Source organism: Streptomyces hawaiiensis, assembly GCF_004803895.1.
GTDB classification, from domain to species: Bacteria; Actinomycetota; Actinomycetes; order Streptomycetales; family Streptomycetaceae; genus Streptomyces; species Streptomyces hawaiiensis.
On sequence record NZ_CP021978.1, the window covers coordinates 7,916,041 to 7,935,356 of the forward strand.

General features: G+C 70.1%; 13 protein-coding genes. 11 read left to right on the forward strand and 2 right to left on the reverse strand.

What is annotated here, in order from left to right:
• Positions 1–144: 144 nt before the first annotated feature.
• The 6 genes from CEB94_RS35990 (at position 145) to CEB94_RS36015 (ending at position 7,906) form a co-directional block, all read left to right on the forward strand.
• Entirely contained in the window at positions 145–714 is a 570-nt protein-coding gene (locus tag CEB94_RS35990; RefSeq protein ID WP_175436131.1) for a hypothetical protein, read from the forward strand.
• A complete protein-coding gene (locus tag CEB94_RS35995) occupies positions 711–1,451 on the forward strand; it encodes a hypothetical protein (RefSeq protein WP_175436132.1) in 741 nt (246 codons plus the stop codon). Before CEB94_RS35990 ends, CEB94_RS35995 begins: the two co-directional genes overlap by 4 nt.
• On the forward strand, positions 1,387–6,126 hold the full coding sequence (locus CEB94_RS36000; protein ID WP_175436133.1) for a putative T7SS-secreted protein: 4,740 nt from the start codon (positions 1,387–1,389) through the stop codon (positions 6,124–6,126). Before CEB94_RS35995 ends, CEB94_RS36000 begins: the two co-directional genes overlap by 65 nt.
• Positions 6,119–6,421: a hypothetical protein gene (locus CEB94_RS36005; RefSeq protein ID WP_175436134.1), complete on the forward strand. Its 303-nt coding sequence runs from the start codon at positions 6,119–6,121 to the stop codon at positions 6,419–6,421. Before CEB94_RS36000 ends, CEB94_RS36005 begins: the two co-directional genes overlap by 8 nt.
• Positions 6,422–7,108: 687 nt before the next feature.
• Positions 7,109–7,528, forward strand: coding sequence for an aspartate 1-decarboxylase (gene panD / locus CEB94_RS36010; protein WP_175436135.1), 420 nt, complete (start codon positions 7,109–7,111; stop codon positions 7,526–7,528).
• A 33-nt stretch (positions 7,529–7,561) separates the two neighbouring features.
• Complete coding sequence (locus CEB94_RS36015) at positions 7,562–7,906, forward strand: GNAT family N-acetyltransferase (RefSeq protein ID WP_175436136.1); 345 nt, start codon at positions 7,562–7,564, stop codon at positions 7,904–7,906.
• A gap of 502 nt (positions 7,907–8,408) precedes the next feature.
• Here CEB94_RS36015 and gndA read toward each other — a convergent pair.
• Positions 8,409–9,848, reverse strand: a complete 1,440-nt coding sequence (gene gndA / locus CEB94_RS36020) for an NADP-dependent phosphogluconate dehydrogenase (protein ID WP_175436137.1) — start codon at positions 9,846–9,848, stop codon at positions 8,409–8,411.
• A gap of 351 nt (positions 9,849–10,199) precedes the next feature.
• Between gndA and CEB94_RS36025 the strand changes: the two genes are divergently transcribed.
• A complete protein-coding gene (locus tag CEB94_RS36025; protein WP_175436138.1) occupies positions 10,200–11,438 on the forward strand; it encodes a transglycosylase family protein in 1,239 nt (412 codons plus the stop codon).
• Here CEB94_RS36025 and CEB94_RS42350 read toward each other — a convergent pair.
• Positions 11,428–13,089: a DMT family transporter gene (locus CEB94_RS42350; RefSeq protein WP_175436139.1), complete on the reverse strand. Its 1,662-nt coding sequence runs from the start codon at positions 13,087–13,089 to the stop codon at positions 11,428–11,430. The genes CEB94_RS36025 and CEB94_RS42350 overlap by 11 nt on opposite strands.
• Positions 13,090–13,299: 210 nt before the next feature.
• Here CEB94_RS42350 and CEB94_RS36035 point away from each other — a divergent pair, with 210 nt between their 5' ends.
• From CEB94_RS36035 to CEB94_RS36050, 4 genes are all read left to right on the forward strand, one after another.
• Positions 13,300–14,055: a (2Fe-2S)-binding protein gene (locus CEB94_RS36035; RefSeq protein ID WP_175436140.1), complete on the forward strand. Its 756-nt coding sequence runs from the start codon at positions 13,300–13,302 to the stop codon at positions 14,053–14,055.
• A 39-nt stretch (positions 14,056–14,094) separates the two neighbouring features.
• Positions 14,095–15,246 (forward strand): glycogen synthase, encoded by a 1,152-nt coding sequence (gene glgA, locus CEB94_RS36040; protein WP_175436141.1) that lies wholly within the window; start codon positions 14,095–14,097, stop codon positions 15,244–15,246.
• Between the two features lie 51 nt (positions 15,247–15,297).
• Positions 15,298–16,518, forward strand: coding sequence for a glucose-1-phosphate adenylyltransferase (glgC, locus tag CEB94_RS36045; protein WP_175436142.1), 1,221 nt, complete (start codon positions 15,298–15,300; stop codon positions 16,516–16,518).
• Between the two features lie 100 nt (positions 16,519–16,618).
• On the forward strand, positions 16,619–19,237 hold the full coding sequence (locus CEB94_RS36050; RefSeq protein WP_175436143.1) for a PA14 domain-containing protein: 2,619 nt from the start codon (positions 16,619–16,621) through the stop codon (positions 19,235–19,237).
• Positions 19,238–19,316: the final 79 nt, after the last annotated feature.

The following is a 19,316-nucleotide window of genomic DNA, read 5'->3' on the forward strand; positions in this document are numbered from 1 at the left end:
CCCCTTGATCCCCTCACGGCTGTACCGAGCCCTCCGCGCACAGTAGGAATCGGGGAAGTCGGCGCCGACTTGACAGCCAAATCCCGCCACGGGGCCGGTGGTCCGCGTTGCGCTCGACAATATGCGGATGTGATGATCCCGGGCATGGCTGAAGGAGGGGGCGAGGGCCCGGAGATACCCAGGTCCAGGCTGTACGACTACCTGGAGAACGCTGACGCGGACGACAAGGCCGGGCAGGCGCCGCGGGACAGCGTTGAATCGCCATCGCCTGACCCCCTGACGAGAGCTGCAATATCGCCGACCGCCGCGGCCCCCTCTCCGGGCAGCACGGACGACATTGCCCGTGCCCGCCGCGAGTTCGCCGCCCTGCTCGGGGAGTTCCGCCGTACGGCCGTACTCGTGCCGTTGGACGAGGATGAAGCCCCGCTGGTCGGGGACTACGGCGGCATTCGCTGGATCTACGCCTTCTCGGACGAGTCGGCGCTGGCCCGGTTCGCGATCGCGAGGGGTGAAGGCTCGCGGGAGTGGGAGTACCGGCATGTGCTGGGGGCGCGGTTGCTGGATGCCGGTGTTCCGGCGACGGGGGTGCCGACCGGGGTGGCGTTGGACGTGGGGAGTGACGGGGACGGCGTGTTGTTCCCGCCGGTGACGGGGATCGTGGCGGACGCCACAGCCGTGGACGCGCAGGCAGTGAACGGGGAGGAGTCGCAGTGAGCGGTGAAAGAGGCCAAGGCGGCGAGGATCTTCAGGCGGTCGGCCTCGACGCCATTGCGCAGGGCATCACACTGACGCTGACCGAGTTGAAGGAGCTCGGCATGGACAGCATGGCCGGTTCCGGCCGTGGTTTCGAGGCGCTCGCCCTGTCGGGGCTCGAGTTGGGGCACGACGGGCTCACGTCGACGTTCAAGTCGTTCTGCGAGCGCTGGGAGTGGGGCGTGCGCGACCTCGTGATCGAGGGCAACCTCTTCGCGCAGAACGTGGGCCTGTCGGCGGGCACGTTGCACGAGACGGACCAGTACGTGGAGGGCGCCCTGAAGATCGGCGCCAACTCCCTGATGGGCAACCCCTACGCCTCCGAGGATGAGGTCACACAGATGGGCTGGCGCCAGATCGCCGGCACCGGTATGGACTCCCTCAGGAACCCGGACTACAGCGAGGAGTCCTTCGACCAGGCGTGGGACAACAGCAAGCAGGGCTGGATGGACGCGAGCCGCGACATGATGACCTCGCAGGCGATGTCCGGCCCGATCCCCAGTCCGCTGAACGTCCAGCAGGCAACGGGCGTGAGTGACGAGCAGTACGAGACCTTCCTGGACGCGACCTTCGGGCCGTCGGCCGAGGAACGGGCCCAGCAGCCACAGCCCCAGCAGGGGAGGAGAGCCGCTGATGGGCTTCGGCGATCTCGTCAACGACGGACTGGGCAAGCTCGAGGACGGCTGGGACGCGGGTAAGAAGCTTGTCGGCGAGGGCATCGACAAGGGTACCGACCTCGTCGGTGCGGGTCTGGAGAAGGTCGGGGCCGAGGGCTGGGCCGACAAGGTCGAGGACTTCGGTGACGAACTGGCCTCGGACCTCGGTGCCACGCCGGGCGAGCAGCAGCTCGGGCAGACCGAGCAGGCGAACGAGCTGATCCACGGAAACCCGGGCACCATCCGGGCGTCCGCCGCGCACCTGAAGGACTTCCGGAAGGCCTTCGACAAGGTCGGCGACGGGATGCGGAAGCTGGACTCCTCGCACTGGAAGGGTGAAGCCGCCGACACCTTCCGTGAGAAGTTCGCCATGCACCCCAGCAAGTGGCTGCACGCTGCCGACGCGTGTGACAAGGCGGCCAAGGCGCTGGAGGACTTCGCCGACACGGTCAAGTGGGCGCAGGCCCAGGCCCAGGACGCCATCGACCTGTACAAGAAGGGCAAGAAGGCCTCCGACGCCGCGGTCGACTCGTACAACAAGCGCGTCGACGCCTACAACGCCAAGCTGAAGACGAACGAGGACCCGGGCCCGCGTCCCGAGCCCTTCAAGGATCCGGGCACCGCCGACATCAAGCGCGCCCACGAGATCCTCGCCGAGGCCCGCCGCCAGCGCAACGACGCCGGCCGTACCGCCGCCACGTCGGTCCAGGCCGCACTCGCCCACGCACCCGCAGAACCGCCCGCCCTGGACCGCCTCCGGGCCAACGCCGAGGACGGGTACGTGGCGGTCAACACCGAGATCCTCCACGTCGCCGGTGGTGTGGTCAAAGGCGGGGCGGGCCTGGTCAACTTCGCCCGAGGCCTCAACCCCCTCGACGGATACAACATCACCCACCCCGCCCAGTACCTCCAGAACGTCAGCATGACGCTCTCCGGTCTCGTCTCCACTGCCGCGCATCCCGAGCGCGTGGTGAAGTCCGCGTGGGAGGGCTTCAAGAAGGATCCGTCCGAGGGTATCGGCCGCCTGATCCCCGAGCTGATCGGCACCAAGGGACTGGGGCTGGCCCGGGGCGGGCTGCGGACCGCGGTGAAGGAGGGGATGGAGGGGGCAGCGAGCAGAGAAGCCAAGGGCGCCGCGGACGCCGCCAGAAAGCACCCGGAGCAGCACGACACCCCGAACCCGCGGGAGAAGGTCGAGCGCGATCCCACAGACCCGGTCGACCTCACCACCGGCAAGATGTACCTGCCGCAGACCGACGTGGCGTTGCCCGGCGCCCTCCCCCTCGTCTTCAGACGGCGGGTGGAGTCGGGGTACCACTACGGCAGGTGGTTCGGCCCCTCCTGGTCCTCCACCCTGGACCAGCGCCTGGAGATCGACGCAGAGGGCGTCGTCCTCGTCACCGAGGACGGCCTTCTCCTCACCTACCCGCACCCGGCCCCGGGCCTCCCCACGCTTCCCTCCCACGGCCCGCGCTGGCCGCTGGACCGCGAGAACGGCGGCTACACGGTCACTGACCCCACCACCCACCGCGTCTGGCACTTCGCCGACCGCACCGACGACCTGGCGGTCCTGGAACAGATCGACGACCGCAACGGCAACTGGATCACGTTCGAGTACGACGCGGAGGGCACCCCGCTGGCCGTGATCTCCAGCAGCGGCTACCACGTCCGTGTCACCACGGAGGCGAGCCGCGTGACGGCCCTCCAGCTCGCCGCCACGGGCGAGGAGCTGAAGCGCTACGCCTACACGGACGGCCACCTCACCGAGGTCATCAACTCCTCAGGCCGACCTCTCCGCTTCACCTACGACGAGTCCGGCCGCATCACCTCCTGGACGGACACGAACAACCGCGGCTACACGTACGAGTACGACGACCAAAACCGCTGCGTCGCCGAGGGCGGCACGCACGGCCACATGACCCTGCGACTCTCCTACGACGACAGGGACCCGGACACCGGCCTGCGTGTGACGACCACGACCACCGCCGAAGGTCACACCCGGCGCTACGTCGTGAACGACGCCTGCCAGATCGTCGCCGAGACCGACCCCCTCGGCGCGGTCACCCGCTTCGAACGCGACCGTTACCACCGCCTCCTCTCCCGCACCGACCCCCTCGGCCACCGCACGACGTTCCACTACGACGAGTCGGGCCACCTCCTCACCCTGACCCGCCCCGACGGCCGCGAAGCAAGAGCCGAGTACAACGAGCTCGGCCTGCCGGTGAAGGTGGTGAACGCGGACGGCACGGTGGTCCGCCAGACGTACGACGACCGGGGCAACCGGACGTCGGTGACCGCCCCGTCGGGCCGGACCACGCACTTCACCCACGACGAGGCGGGCCATGTCACCTCCGTGACCGACCCGCTGGGCCACACGACGACTATCCTGTGCGACCGCGCAGGCCTCCCCCTGGAGATCACGGACCCGCTCGGCGCGACCACCCGCTACGAACGCGACGCCTTCGGCCGCCCGGTCACCGTCACCGACCCCACGGGCGCCGTGACCCGCCTGGAGTGGACGGTGGAGGGCCACCTGGCCCGCCGTACGGCAGCAGACGGCTCGACCGAGTCATGGACATACGACGGCGAGGGCAACTGCACCACCCATACGGACCCGATCGGCGGGGTCTCCCGCTTCGAGTACACGCATTTCGACCTGTTGACCGCCCGCACGGGTCCGGACGGCGTGCGCTACGAGTTCGACCACGACCTGGAACTTCGGCTGACGAGGGTCATAAACCCACAAGGCCTGACGTGGGACTACAAGTACGACTCGGCCGGACGCCTCATCACAGAGACGGACTTCGACGACCGCACACTCACCTACACGTATGACCCGGCCGACCGCCTGACCTCCCGGAGGAACGCGCTCGGCGAGGAGACGCGGTTCGAGCGCAACGAGCTCGGCCAGGTGATCCGCAAGGAGGCGGCGGGCCGGATCACGACGTACGCGTACGACATGACGGACCAACTGGCGGAGGCCATCGGCCCGGACGACACACGTCTGACCCTCCTGCGCGACCGCTTCGGCCGCCTGCGCTCGGAGACGGTCGACGGCCGCACGCTGACCTACACGTACGACGAGATGAGCCGCCGCACGGGCCGTACGACCCCGACCGGCGCGACGACGACATGGTCGTACGACGCCGCGGGCCGCCGCACCGGCATGGTGGCCTCAGGCCGCTCGATCGACATCACCTACGACCCGGCAGGCCGCGAACTGACCCGCTGCATCGGCGAGACGGTCACCCTGGAGCACACCTTCGACCCCCTGGGCCGTCTGACCACCCAGTCGGTGACGGGCACCGGCGACCGTGCCGTGCAACACCGCTCCTACACCTACCGCGCCGACGGCAACCTTATCGGCATCGACGACCGCCTCTCGGGCTCCCGCCGTTTCGACCTGGACGCGACGGGCCGGGTGACGGCGGTCCACGCGGCGAACTGGTCGGAGACGTACGCATACGACGCGGCCGGCAACCAGACGACCGCGCACTGGCCGTCCTCACACCCGGGCGGGGATGTAACCGGCACGCGCGACTACGAGGGCACCCGCATCACCCGAGCCGGCAACGTCCGCTACGAACACGACGCCCTCGGCCGCATCACCCTGCGCCAGAAGACCCGCCTGTCCCGCAAGCCGGACACCTGGCGCTACGAATGGGACGCGGAGGATCGCCTCACGTCGGTGACGACCCCGGACGGCACGCGCTGGCGCTACACGTACGACCCCCTGGGCCGCCGCACGGCGAAACTCCGCCTGGCGGAAGACGCCGAAACGGTCGTCGAGCGCGTGAACTTCACCTGGGATGGCACGACCCTGTGCGAACAGACCACCACGTCCATCGACCTACCCAACCCAGTCACCGTGACGTGGGACCACCGGGGCCTGCACCCCGTCGCCCAGACCGAGCGCATCACGGCCGCAGACGCACCAGAGGAGGAGATCGACTCCCGCTTCTTCTCCATCGTCACCGACCTGATCGGCACGCCGACCGAGCTGGTCGACGAACACGGAGACTTGGCCTGGCGAACACGCAGCACCCTGTGGGGTACCACCTCATGGGCCGCGAACAGCACCACCTACACACCCCTCCGCTTCCCCGGCCAGTACTACGACCCGGAAACGGGTCTGCATTACAACTACTTCCGCCACTACGACCCGGAAACGGCGCGCTACCTAACTCCTGATCCTCTCGGTCTGGCACCCGCACCCAACGCAGCTGCCTACGTCCACAATCCACACACATGGGCTGACCCTTTCGGCCTGGCGCCAGTCGGATGTCCCGAAGAGGACCACCTCTTCCGAGGAACCACAAAGGGATTTGAGGCCAGCGCGGGTACACAGACGTCAGGGTTCACTCCCACATCAACGGACCCAGGGGTAGCAACCGCGTTTGCCAGACACTCAGAACAATTCGGGGAGTCCGTGGTCCAGGTAATTCCTCGGAGTGCGCTCGAAGGGGTTGACACCGCGAGAGGTTACATCCGGGCAGAGGCAGAAGTCGGCGTGAACCTATCTGCTTCTGAGCTGACTCGCCGAGCTGCAGTAGAGCTTCCTGTTAGCACCGCTCATAGTATCCTTAAGGGTATGGGGATCCACGTTCCTCGAATCAATACTTACGAAGGAATCAGCGATGCCTTGGAATGGGACATACCGAAACTAGCACCTGAACAGATCAAACAATTTGTGGCGGAGGCCTACAGGCATGGCTGACAGTACTGCGGGGAAGTTGCAGATCTATGAGGTTGAGGAAAGCACTGCGACGGCAGCGACTTGCATCGTTCGCTGCGTGGCGGGCGTGGTGCGCACTGGCCAGCATTTCAGCATCGACTCAAATGCTGGCTCCAACATGATTGCAGCACCTGTGATCCTGGACTGGATCAACCGCTATGAGCGGCTAGTGGATTTTATTGATCCGCCCCATAGTGCCAAAGTCCAGCTGTCAGGCGAGGCGGTGGGAACGCTAGAAAGAGGGGCGGCCCTCACCGCCGTCACAGTCGGTGAGTAAGGACAAATTGTCGGACAGCGCACGAGGGAGTGCGGGGTCAAGGCAATGGGCGGGGCAGTCGATGATCTCGGACCGCCGGTAACCCACGGCGATATAGTGAATGGAAACGCTCCGGAATCGACAGGTGGCACCATTCCGCCGACGTAGCAGGTTCGATGAGGTGGCACCCCAAGTAAAATTCACGATGACCATGGACGTCGAGATCACGGAGCGATAGCTGACGTTCTCGCTTCGTTTACTTGCCGGACCTCAGGTTCTCGTCGTGGGCTACGCGGACACGGCCGGGCCAGAGCGGCTGATCGGGACGTCTTTCGGTAGCATGCAATGGCTGTGGGTGAAACCGGCGAGGTCGGTTCCCAGTCCGAATTATCCCAAACCCGACAGGGTGCCTTGGTGAAGGACATGGAGGCGCCTCCACGCCCCGCCGACCGACTTCCTTCCAGAACTACCTGACCAGCGCGAATGGTCAGCATCGCCCCCGACACACTCCGAGACGGCTGCCCGAGCAGATGCCTGGTGGGTGGCGTCGCAACGGGCCTGGTACCTGCGGAAATGCAGGCAGGGCGCCTTTTTCAGGGTGAAGCGATGTTCCTCACAATCTTCGAGTCAGGCGTGTGCCAGTTGTAAAGTGAGGATCGCCCTTGACCTGCACAAAGCAGGCAGGGAGCCGCCTTCCAGGAGTTCAACATGCTGCGAACCATGTTCAAGTCCAAGATCCACCGAGCCACCGTCACCCAGGCCGACCTGCACTACGTGGGATCCGTGACCATCGACGCCGACCTGCTCGACGCCGCCGATCTGCTGCCCGGCGAGCTCGTGCACATCGTGGACGTCACCAACGGCGCCCGGCTGGAGACGTACGTCATCGAGGGCGAGCGTGGATCCGGCGTGATCGGGATCAACGGGGCCGCCGCCCACCTCGTCCACCCCGGCGATCTCGTGATCATCATCAGCTACGCGCAGGTGACGGACGCCGAGGCGCGGGCACTCGCCCCCCGGGTCGTGCACGTGGACCGCGACAACCGGATCGTGGCCCTGGGCGCCGACCCGTCCGAGCCGGTGCCGGACTCGGACCAGCAGCGCAGCCCGCAGGCCGTCCGGGCCTGACGGAAGCGTCCGGAGCAGAGGAGGAGCGTGTCCATGAGCGACCCGGAGATTCGTGACGACCGGGCGGCGGGCCGCCTGGAGGCCGTGACCGATGGTGAAGTCGTCGGCCGCATCGAGTACTTCGTGCTCGAAAGCCCCGAGCGCGCACTCGTGCCCGTCCACACGATCGTCGAGCCGGCCCACGAGGGCCAGGGCATCGCGGGCTCACTCGCCCGCGAGCTCTACGCCCTCGCCGGCCGTGAGAACAGTGCGGTCGCCTCGCTCTGCCCCTACATCACCAAGTGGGCCGAACGCCACCCCGACGAGGCACAGTCGGCCGACGAGGCTCTACTGGCGGCGGCGAAGGACTGGCTGAGGGCCCATCCCGGCCGCTTCTGACGACGACCCCGTCCCCGCCGGGCGCCCGGCCCCGGCCCCGTTACCCCCACCTGGTCCCCTCCTCGTCCTGCGGGGGAGTGACTGCCGGGGCGGGTGCCGGGTAGGCGGGGGAGTAGTCCAGAGCCGGAGTCGTCCCACTGGCTGGAGGACCTGATGACGAACCCGATTCCCGACCCCGTGCCGCCGGCGCCGACACCGGGCCCGGATCCCCAGCAACCGGAGCCACCGCGCCCCGATCCGGTGCCGAACCCGCAGCCCCCGCCGGGCCCGGAGCCGACCCCGCCTCCGCCGGCGCCCACCCCGCCGCCGGGCCCGACCCCGCCGGCGCCCCCGGGCCCCGACCCCGTGCCGGGCCCCGACCCGTCCCCGATCCCCCCGGGGCCGGACCCCGTGCCGAACCCGGAGCCGGGCCCGCCACTGTCCTGACCCGGTACGCGAACGGGGCGGTGGACGGCATCTCCTGCCCGTCCACCGCCCCGCACACGTCCCTCGGCGGCAGCGCCTACGCGGACGTCTCCGACCGGTCCTGGCCCCACAGCGTGTGGAACGAACCGTCCCGGTCCACCCTGCGGTAGGTGTGCGCACCGAAGTAGTCCCGCTGCCCCTGCGTCAGCGCCGCCGGCAGCCGCTCCGCGCGCAGGGCGTCGTAGTAGGCGAGAGCAGCCGCGAAACCGGGCGTCGGCACACCCTGGCGGGTCGCGGCGACCAGCACCTCACGCCAGTCGTCCTGGGCGTCCGCGATCTCCTGCGCGAACGTCGCGTCCGACAGCAGGCTCGGCAGGTCGGGCCGGGCGTCGTAGGCGGCGCGGATCCGGTCCAGGAACGCCGCGCGGATGATGCAGCCGCCCCGCCACAGCGCGGACACCGCACCGAGGTCGATGTCCCAGCCGTACTCGCCGCGCGCCGCGTCGATCTCGTGGAAGCCCTGCGTGTACGACACGATCTTCGACGCGTACAGCGCCTGCTCCACGCGGTCCGCGAACGTCCGGGCCTCCGCCTCGCTCAGCGGCTGGGCCTTCGGGCCGGCCAGCCCGCGCGAGGCCTCCCGCAGCTCCGCGTGGCCCGACAGCGAGCGCGCGAACACCGCTTCGGCGATACCCGACACCGGCACACCCAGGTCCAGCGCGATCTGCACGGTCCAGCGGCCGGTGCCCTTCTGCTCGGCCTGGTCCACCACCACGTCCACGAACGGCTTGTCCGTCTCCGCGTCCACGTGGGACAGCACCTCGGCCGTGATCTCGATCAGGTACGAGTCGAGACGGCCCCGGTTCCAGGTCCGGAAGATCTCCGCGATCTCGGCGGGGGAGTATCCGGCGACGTCCCGCAGCAGCTGGTACGCCTCGCCGATGAGCTGCATGTCCGCGTACTCGATGCCGTTGTGCACCATCTTCACGAAGTGCCCGGCACCGTCCGGACCGACATGGGAGACGCAGGGCGAGCCGTCCGCCGCCTTCGCCGAGATCTTCTCCAGCATCGGGCCCAGCGAGTCGTAGGACTCCTTCGGGCCTCCCGGCATGATGCTCGGGCCGTTCAGCGCGCCCTCCTCACCCCCGGAGACGCCCATGCCCACGAAGTGGATGCCCTGCTCGCGCAGGTCGCGCTCCCGGCGCCGGGTGTCGGCGAAGTGGGCGTTGCCGCCGTCGATGATCATGTCGCCGGGCTCCAGCAGCGGCGCGAACTCCTGGATCACCGCGTCCGTCGGCTCACCGGCCTTCACCATCACGACCAGACGCCGCGGCCGCTCCAGCGCCGCCACGAAGTCCTTCGCGCTCTCGCACGCGACGAATTCCCCTTCGCCGCCGAACTCCTCCACCAGCGCGTGCATGCGCGCGGGCGTCCGGTTGTGCACCGCGACCGTGTAGCCGTTGCGGGCGAAGTTGCGGGCGAGGTTGCGGCCCATGACCGCGAGACCCGTGACGCCGATCTGCGCTGTACTGCTCATTCGGTTCGCTCCTAAAGACCTCGGTATCGGTGCTGCCGGTGGGGGGCGCCCACGGGCAGCCCCCGCCGACCATCCTGACGTGCCGCTACTTCGTCCGCACGCGCGGGGCGCACGGCATCGCGCAGGCTGATACGGACGAGAGCCCCGTCGCACTCAGCCGACGTACGCGTCCCCGCGCACGGCGCACCCGCGCACGGTGTGCCGTACACGGTGCACCGCCGTGGCGCACGTCGCGCAACAGGGGCCTCATACCGGCCATTTGGACTTCCGGGCGGCCGATAGCCGTCTTGTTCTGGCCGGTTCGCAGCGCTTACTTTTGCCCCTCCTGACGCATGTCTAGGGGGGCTTTCGATGGCCGTACGCGGCCGGCACCGCCGGTATCAGCCGAACAGGATCAACCGCGCCTCACTCACCGTCACGGCGGGCGGCGCGGGCATGGCGCTGCCGTTCATGGGCACCGGCGCCGCCCAGGCGGCGGACGTGGACACCTGGAACAAGGTCGCCGCCTGCGAGTCCACCAGCAACTGGAACATCAACACCGGCAACGGCTTCTACGGTGGACTGCAGTTCACCCAGTCCACCTGGGAGGCCTACGGTGGCCGGGCCTACGCGGCCCGCGCGGACCTGGCGAGCAAGGACCAGCAGATCGCCGTCGCGGAGAAGGTCCTCGACGGGCAGGGGCCGGGCGCCTGGCCGGTCTGTTCCGTACGGGCCGGACTGACCCGGGGTGGCGGCGAGCCCGACATCCGGCCGGCCGCGCAGAACACGAAGAAGGACAGCAAGAAGCAGGCCAAGACCTCCATCGAGGACGTACGGCCGCAATCCACGCCGCAGTCCCGGGCGGGCAACGCCGAGATGTACACCGTGGTCCGCGGCGACACCCTCTCCGGCATCGCGGACGACCAGGACGTCCGGGGCGGCTGGCGGGGCCTGTACACCGCCAACCGCTCGGCCATAGGGTCCGACCCCGATCTGATCGTGCCCGGCCAGCGCCTCGCGCTGCGCGGCGAGGGTGCCACGAAGACGCGCCCCGCGCCCAGGCCGGCCCCGTCGGCCGAGCCGTCACCGAAGAAGCCGACCCAGGAACGCGCCAAGGAGCGGTCCAAGGAGCCGTCCAAGGAACGGTCGAAGGAGCGGTCCAAGAACGAGAACAAGGAGCGCGCCGGCCGGTCCACGGCCACCCGGCAGGGCCTTGTCGCCCCCGTCGACGCCTCCCTCGGGACGCCCTACCGCAAGGCGGGCTCCTCCTGGTCGAAGGGCTACCACACCGGCATCGACTTCCCCGTGCCCACGGGAACGTCGGTCACGTCGGTCGCGGCGGGCAGCGTCGTCAGCGCCGGGTGGGGCGGCTCGTTCGGCTACCAGGTCGTGGTCCGGCACACCGACGGCCGCTACAGCCAGTACGCCCATCTGTCCGCGATCTCCGTCAGGGACGGTCAGTCGGTGAGCGCCGGCCAGCGCATCGGCCGCTCCGGCTCCACCGGCAACAGCTCGGGCCCGCATCTGCACTTCGAGGTGCGGACGGGGCCCGGGTTCGGCTCGGACGTCGACCCGGTGGCGTACCTCCGGGCCGGCGGCGTCAGGATCTGACACGCATGCGGTGCCGGTCGACCGTGGGCAACGGGACGTACGGGATGCCGTAGAAGGGCGCGTAGGGGAGCGGGCGTTCGTCGTCGGAGGCCACCGCCACCGACGGCTCCCCGCTCTCGTACGAGCCATCCTGCCCGGTGTCCTGCCCGGCAGGCCCCGCCGGCCCCGGCACGCGCACCGCGGCCGCTTCCGCGGGCCCGGGCAAGATCACCGCGGCCGGCGTGTCCGGCGCTGGCACGCGCACCGCTGCCGCTTCCTCCGGCCTTGGTACGAGCACCGCGGCCGGTGTGTCCCGTCTGGTCACGAGTGCCACGGCTGATGTGTCCGGCCCTGGCACGAGCACTGCCACCGTGGTCACCGGCTCCGGTATGCGAGCCGCCGCCGTGGTCACCGGCCCCGGTACGGGAGCCGCCGCCATAGCCACCGGCTCCGGTATCCGCACCGCCGCCGCTTCCTCCGGCCCTGGCACGAGTACCGCGGCCGGCATATCCGGCCCGGGCACGAGCACCGCCGCCGTGGTCACCGGCTCAGGTACCCGCACTGCCGCCATTGCCACCGGCTCAGGTACCCGCACCGCCGCGGCGCCCCTCGCTCCGGCCCCGAGCACGTCCTCCACGAGCAGCCGCCCACCCGCGGGCCCGGCCTCCGCCCCGGCATGGACCGGCTCGGGCACGCCGCGCGGGCTCTCCGGCTCACCCACCGGCTCGGGCAGAGCACCCCGGCCCACCCTCTCCGGCACTCGACGCAGGCCTGCGGCCGGCAGGTCCCGCACGCCCACCCCGCTCGGCTCCTTCGCGGGTCCGGGCACGGCATCCGGCTGCCCGTGCGCCAGCCGCTCCGTCGTCAGCAGGATCAGGCCGCCCGCCGCCACCACACCACAGCTCAGCGCGAGTGCCGTGCCCGTCGTGCCGTAGCGGAAGGTTTCTCCGAACATCGTGATGCCGACCGCGGCCGCCACCACCGGGTTCACGACCGTCAGCGTGGCCAGCGGGGCCGCGAGGCCGGCGCCCCGGTAGGAGGCCTGCGACAGCAGCATGCCGGACGTGGCCAGGACGCCGATCACGGCGAGGGACGGCGCGTCCCCCGCCGTCACGCCACCGGTCCAGTCGACCGCCACGGTCTTGGTGAACACCGAGGACATGCCGAAGGCGATACCGGAGGCCGTCGCCAGCAGCATGCTGCGGACCGCCGGGTGCCGGTGCGCCGCCCGGGCGGCGATCATCAGCGCCACGACCACACCGGCCGTGACGACGGCGACGGCCACCCGCTCCGCCGCGTTCAGCGACTGCGCGTCGGACGCGGCGACCAGGGACAGCAGACCGGCGAGCCCCACCGTCGCCATGATCGCGCCCCGCCAGGCCGTGGCACCGGCCTTGCGGCCGACGAAGAGCGCCGCCATGGGCAGGGCCACCACGATGGTCAGCGCGCCGAGCGGCTGCACCAGGCTCAGCGGCCCGTAGGCCAGCGCCACCACGTGCAGCAGCCCACCGAGGCCGTTCAGCGCGACCGCCGCCCACCAGCCCGGCCGCCGCAGCGGCGCGTACTGCTCGCCCGGCGAGGACTCCGCCACCCGCTCCTGCACGATCGCCCCGCCCGCGTAGGCGAACGCGGAGACGAGGGACAGCAGGACGGACAACGCGAGGGCGCTCATCGGCTGCTCCTCTGCGTCAGGCGGGGGCCATCGGCCCGGCGCGGCGAAAGGTGGGCTTTCATGACCAACACCCTGCCGTGTCCAGGTCTTCCCGTCGTCGTCCCTGAGCACTCATTGGGTCCTACTGCCGATGGAGTACGAGGGGAGCACCGTCATCCCCAGGGTGGGCGCCTCCGGTCGGGGGCCACCGGGTCGCATCCCCTAGGGGCCTTGGTACTACTGCTCTTCGTGGACCTCGACCCCGACCTTGCCGCGCTCCGCCCGCTCGCCGGCTTCTTCGTGCTGCGCACGGAAGGAGCATCGGCCGGGTCCCTTCCCACTCTCGCACAGGCCTATGCCGCCACGTCACCGGATGTGTCGGGAAATCCCCTGATTTTTCGCGTGCGGAAGGTCGCGACCGCCCTGCGCGCCCCGGAGTTGCGCGTCGCCGCCTCCGTGACCCACCAGGGACTCGCGGCCCGGCTCTGGTCGATCGCCCTCGGCTGTGCCGCACTGTACGGCTCCGTCCCCGGCCTCGACGCCCGGCTGCTGCGCTGGGACGCCGACGGCAGCGCCCCCGACGACCTGTGGCTCCCGCAGGTGACGCCGCTCCCCGGAGACGCGGCGACCCTCGCGGACGTCGTCCTGCACGGCCACCTCGTCCCGCTGGCGGCGGCCCTGCGCGCCCACCACCGCCTCGCCCCGGGCCTGCTGCGGGGCAACGCCGCCTCCGCGCTGGCCGGCGCCGCCCGGGAACTGGAGCGCTGGGCCGGGCGGCACGGCCGTACGGACGTCGCCGCCCGGGGCCGGTCGCTGACCGCGGAACTCCTGGCCCACCCCCTGCTCACCGGCGCCGGAACCCTCACTGGCACCGCCTTCCGCCGCCGCAGCTGCTGCCTGTACTACCGGGTGCCCGGCGGGGGCGTCTGCGGGGACTGTTGCTTCACACGGCCGCCTCGCTCTTCCCCACGCGCCCCTTCTGGGTGACCATGAAAGGGAACGGCCGCTGAGAGCAGGGAGTTGCGGGTGCGAGTGGGACTGCTGACGCGGGAGTACCCGCCGGATGTGTACGGCGGTGCAGGCGTCCATGTGGAGTTCCTCGCCCGCGAGCTCAGACCGCTCATCGACCTGGACGTGCACTGCTGGGGCGAGGGCCGCGCCGACGGCGTGCTGCGCCACCGGCCCTGGTCCGCGCTGGACGGTGCCAACGACGCGCTGCGCACCTTCTCCGTCGACCTCGCCATGGCCGCCGCCCTCGAAGGCCGCGAACTGGTCCACTCCCACACCTGGTACGCCAACCTGGGCGGTCACCTCGCCAAGCTGCTGTACGGCATCCCGCACGTGATGACCGCGCACTCCCTGGAGCCCCTGCGCCCCTGGAAGGCCGAGCAGCTCGGCGGTGGCTACGAGCTGTCCAGCTGGGCCGAGCGCACCGCGATCGAGGCCGCCGACGCGGTGATCGCGGTCTCCGGGGCCATGCGCGAGGACATCCTCGGCTGCTACCCGGCGCTGGACCCGGGGAAGGTCCACGTCGTGCACAACGGCATCGACACGAGCCTGTACCGGCCCGACCACGGCACGGACGCCCTGGACCGGATCGGCTTGGACCGCTCCCGCCCGTATGTGCTGTTCGTCGGCCGGATCACCCGCCAGAAGGGCGTGCCCCACCTGCTGCGCGCCGTGCGGGACATCGACCCGGCCGCGCAGGTGGTGCTGTGCGCGGGCGCCCCGGACACCCCCGAGATCGACCAGGAGTTCCGGGAGCTGTTCGGGGAGCTGAGCGGGGTCCGCGACGGTGTGTTCTGGATTCCGAAGATGCTGCCGCGCCCGGAGGTGATCCAGCTTCTGACCCATGCCGCGCTGTTCGTCTGCCCCTCGGTGTACGAGCCGCTCGGCATCGTGAACCTGGAGGCGATGGCCTGCGGCACGCCGGTGGTGGCCTCGGCGGTCGGCGGCATCCCCGAGGTCGTGGACGACGGCAGGACCGGCCTGCTCGTCCCGGCCGGTGACGGTTTCGAGGCGGGCCTCGCCCGGGCCATGGACAGCGTCCTGGGCGATCCGGAGGCCGCACGGCGGATGGGCGAGGCCGGGCGGGAGCGGGCGGTCGGCGAATTCGGCTGGGACGCCGTGGCCCGCCGCACGGTCCGGCTCTACGAGGAGATCGTCAAACAGGCTTAGTCCGTCCTGCTCAGGGGCAGGCATCGGGAAATCGGCGTGAGGGGAGCGGCCATGCGTGGTGGTGGTCCTTCGGTCCTGGGGATCGTGCTGGCGGGCGGTGAGGGCAAGCGGCTGATGCCCCTGACCGCGGACCGTGCCAAACCGGCGGTGACCTTCGGTGGCACGTACCGGCTGGTCGACTTCGTCCTGTCCAACCTCGTCAACGCCGACGTGCTGCGCATCTGCGTCCTGACGCAGTACAAGTCGCACTCGCTGGACCGGCACATCACCATGACCTGGCGGATGTCCAACCTGCTCGGGAACTACGTCACGCCCGTGCCCGCCCAGCAGCGCCTCGGCCCGCGCTGGTACCTGGGCAGCGCCGACGCGATCCTGCAGTCGCTGAACCTGATCTACGACGAGCGCCCCGAGTACGTCGCCGTGTTCGGCGCCGACCACGTGTACCGCATGGACCCGCGTCAGATGCTCGCCCAGCACATCGAGAGCGGGGCGGGCGTGACGGTGGCCGGGATCCGGGTGCCGCGCACGGAGTCCTCGTCCTTCGGGGTGATCACGCCGGGCTCGGACGGGCAGACGGTGGACCGCTTCCTGGAGAAGCCGGCCGACCCGCCGGGGCTCGCGGACGACCCCGCCTGTGTCTTCGCCTCGATGGGCAACTACATCTTCACGACCAAGGCCCTCATCGAGGCGCTCAGGCGGGACGCCGAGGACGAGTCCTCCGTGCACGACATGGGCGGTTCGATCCTGCCCCAGCTCACCGAGCGGGGCGAGGCCGCGCTGTACGACTTCAGCGCCAACCACGTGCCCGGCGAGACCACTCGTGACCAGGGCTACTGGCGGGACGTCGGGACGCTGGACGCCTATTACGAGGCCCACATGGACCTGATCGCCGAGCGCCCCGCCTTCAACCTGTACAACCGCAGCTGGCCGATCTACACGCACTCGTACCAGCTCTCGCCGGCCCGCTTCAACGCGGGCGGTATCGCCAGCGAGTCCATCATCAGCGCGGGCTGCCTGGTGCGCGGGCAGGTCACCCGGTCCGTGCTGTCGCCGGGTGTGGTGGTCGACCCGGGGGCCGTGGTGCAGGGCTCGGTGCTGCACGACAACGTGCACATCGGCCGGGGCGCGGTGGTGCGCGGCGCCGTCCTCGACAAGAACGTCGAGGTGCCGCCGGGCGCGACCATCGGCGTCAATCCGGAGCGGGACGCGGAGTTGTACACGGTGTCCAAGGGCGGGGTCATCGCGCTCGGAAAGGGCCAGCTGGTCACCTGAGGCAGTCCGGCCGCGCGACTTTGTCCTGCCTCTGGACGAAGAACGGAATCCGTGTTGTCATGCCATCTCCTGTACATGACAACGTTGTTATGGAGGTTCCGTGCGTACCGGACGCCTCAGAAACCGGCCCGCGTTACTGCTCGCCGCCCTCCTCGCCCTCACCGGCCTGACCGCGGCCCCCGCCCTCGCGGACGACCCCGCCGAGATCCACGGCCTCAAGGGCGAGTACTACACCCACTCCGCCCCCGGCGCCTTCGACTTCCACACCCTCAAGGCGACGGCCTTCGACCAGGACCTCGACTTCGACAACCTGGAGCCGCGCCTGAACTTCACCACCGGACGGTCCGACGACGTCAGCGTCCGCTGGACCGGAAAGCTCGTCCCTGAGAAGACCGGCCCTCACACCTTCTCGATCACCGGCGACAACGGCTTCCGCCTCTGGATCGACGGCAAGCTCGCCATCGACCACTGGATCGACGACTGGGACCGCGAACAGACCTCCCAGCCCCTCGACCTCACCGCAGGCCGGGCCTACGACCTCAAGGTCGAGTACTTCGAGCACTACGGCGGCTCCAACCTCCACCTCCGCTGGACCCGGCCCGGCGCCGCGAAGGAACCCGTCCCGCAGTCGGCGTTTCGTCTCCCCGACGGCTTCGACTACGACGGAGCCCTCGCGGCCACCGTCCAGGCCACCGGCCGCACCCTGAAGCTCGACTTCGCCCAGCCCGTCACCGCACCCCCGGCCGGCTTCACCGACCACCTGGACGCGGTGATCGGCGGTGCCGCCTGGCCCCTGGGCGGGGCGCGCCTCGACCCCGCCGACCCCACGTCCCTCCTGGTCACCCTCGAGGAACCGGTCGTCGGCAACAAGACCGGCACGGCCCGCGGCACTGCCGACATCCGCTACGACGGCGAGGGCGGCCTCTCCGGCACCGACGGCAACGTTGTCAAGGAGTTCTGGAGCAGCGGCCCCAACCACTCCAAGTACCAACTGAGCACCCGCTGGGCCGACGAGGTCGGACCGGGCAACGCCCACCCGGAATACCCCCGCCCGCAACTGACCCGGGACGCCTGGCGGAGCCTCAACGGCCGCTGGCAGTTCGCCGCCGCCGAGCCGGGCGAGCAGCCGCCCGTCGGCAGGACCCTGAAGGAGCGCATCCTCGTCCCGTACCCGGTGGAGTCCCAGCTCTCCGGCATCGAACGGCACGAGGACCGCATGTGGTACCGCCGCACCTTCACCGTCCCCGCCGACTGGCACATCGGCTCCGGCAAGCGGCTCAAGCTCAACTTCGGGGCCGTCGACTGGCGCTCCGAGGTGTACGTCAACGGCACGAAGGTCGCCACACACGAGGGCGGCTACGACAAGTTCGGCGCCGACATCACCGACGCGCTGAAGCCCGGCCGCACCCAGGAGCTGATCGTCGGCGTCTACGACCCGACCGACGCGGCCTCCGGGGAGAACCCGCCGCTCGGCAAGCAGCGCCTGGATCCCAGCGGCATCTGGTACACCGCGTCCTCCGGCATCTGGCAGACGGTCTGGATGGAGCCGGTGGCCCGCGACCACGTGGACTCCCTCAAGATCACCCCCGACGTGGCCGGCGAGAAGGTCACCGTGGAGGCCCGAGGCGTCCGCGACGGCGTCCCGGTCACGGCGACGGCGTACGAGGGCGGGCGCAAGGTGGCCACGGCGAGCGGGCGCACCGGAGCCCCGCTGACCCTGACCGTCCACGACCCGCGCCTCTGGTCGCCCGACGACCCCTTCCTCTACCAGCTCAAGGTCAAGGTCGGCGCCGACCGGGTGGGCGGCTACTTCGGGATGCGGTCCATCGCCGTCGAGAAGATCGACGGCGTGCCGCGCACGGTCCTCAACGGCGAGCCGGTCTTCATGATGGCCACCCTCGACCAGGGCTTCTGGCCGGACGGCCTGCACACCGCGCCCACCGACGAGGCCCTGGCCCACGACCTGAAGGTGCACAAGCGGCTCGGCTTCAACTCCGTGCGCAAGCACATCAAGGTCGAACCGGACCGCTGGTTCTACTGGGCCGACAAGCTCGGGCTGCTGGTGTGGCAGGACATGCCGGCGATGACGGCCGGGGTGAACCCGAGTGGCACGTCCCGTGCCCGCTACGAGCGTGAGATGAAAGAGATGATCGACGAGCACATCAGCAGCCCGTCGGTCGTCATGTGGGTGACCTTCAACGAAGGCTGGGGCCAGTACGACGTGGGCCGGGTCGCCGAGCAGGCCAAGGCCTGGGACCCGACCCGGCTGGTCAACGGCCAGTCGGGGCTGAACCTCGGCGCCGACGGCGGCACCGGCGACCTCATGGACGAGCACGGCTACCCCAGCCCGGCCCTGCCGCCCCGCCCCGACGGGAAGCGCGCCCTGGTCAGCGGCGAGTACGGCGGCCTGGGGCTCGCGGTACCCGGCCACGCCTGGCCGGTGCAGCAGTCGTACGTCGACGTCGACCCCGCGACCTACACCGAGGACTACCTGACGAAGCTGGACGAGGTCCGGGCGCTGGTCTGCGAGGGCGGCAACGGTGCCGTGTACACCCAGATCGCGGACGTCGAGGGTGAGCTGAACGGCTTCCTCACGTACGACCGCACGGTGCTGAAACCCGACACGGCCAAGCTGAAAGCCGCGCACGAGGCGCTGATCCGTGACGCCTCCCGGGTGACTCCCACGGAGTGCCCGGCGGCGCGACCTGTGCTGGACTGACCGCACATGCACCATAAGTCCCGCCCCTCTCATCGGGGCGGGACTTAATCCGATGTTAACTGTACGTAGCCTGATCGTA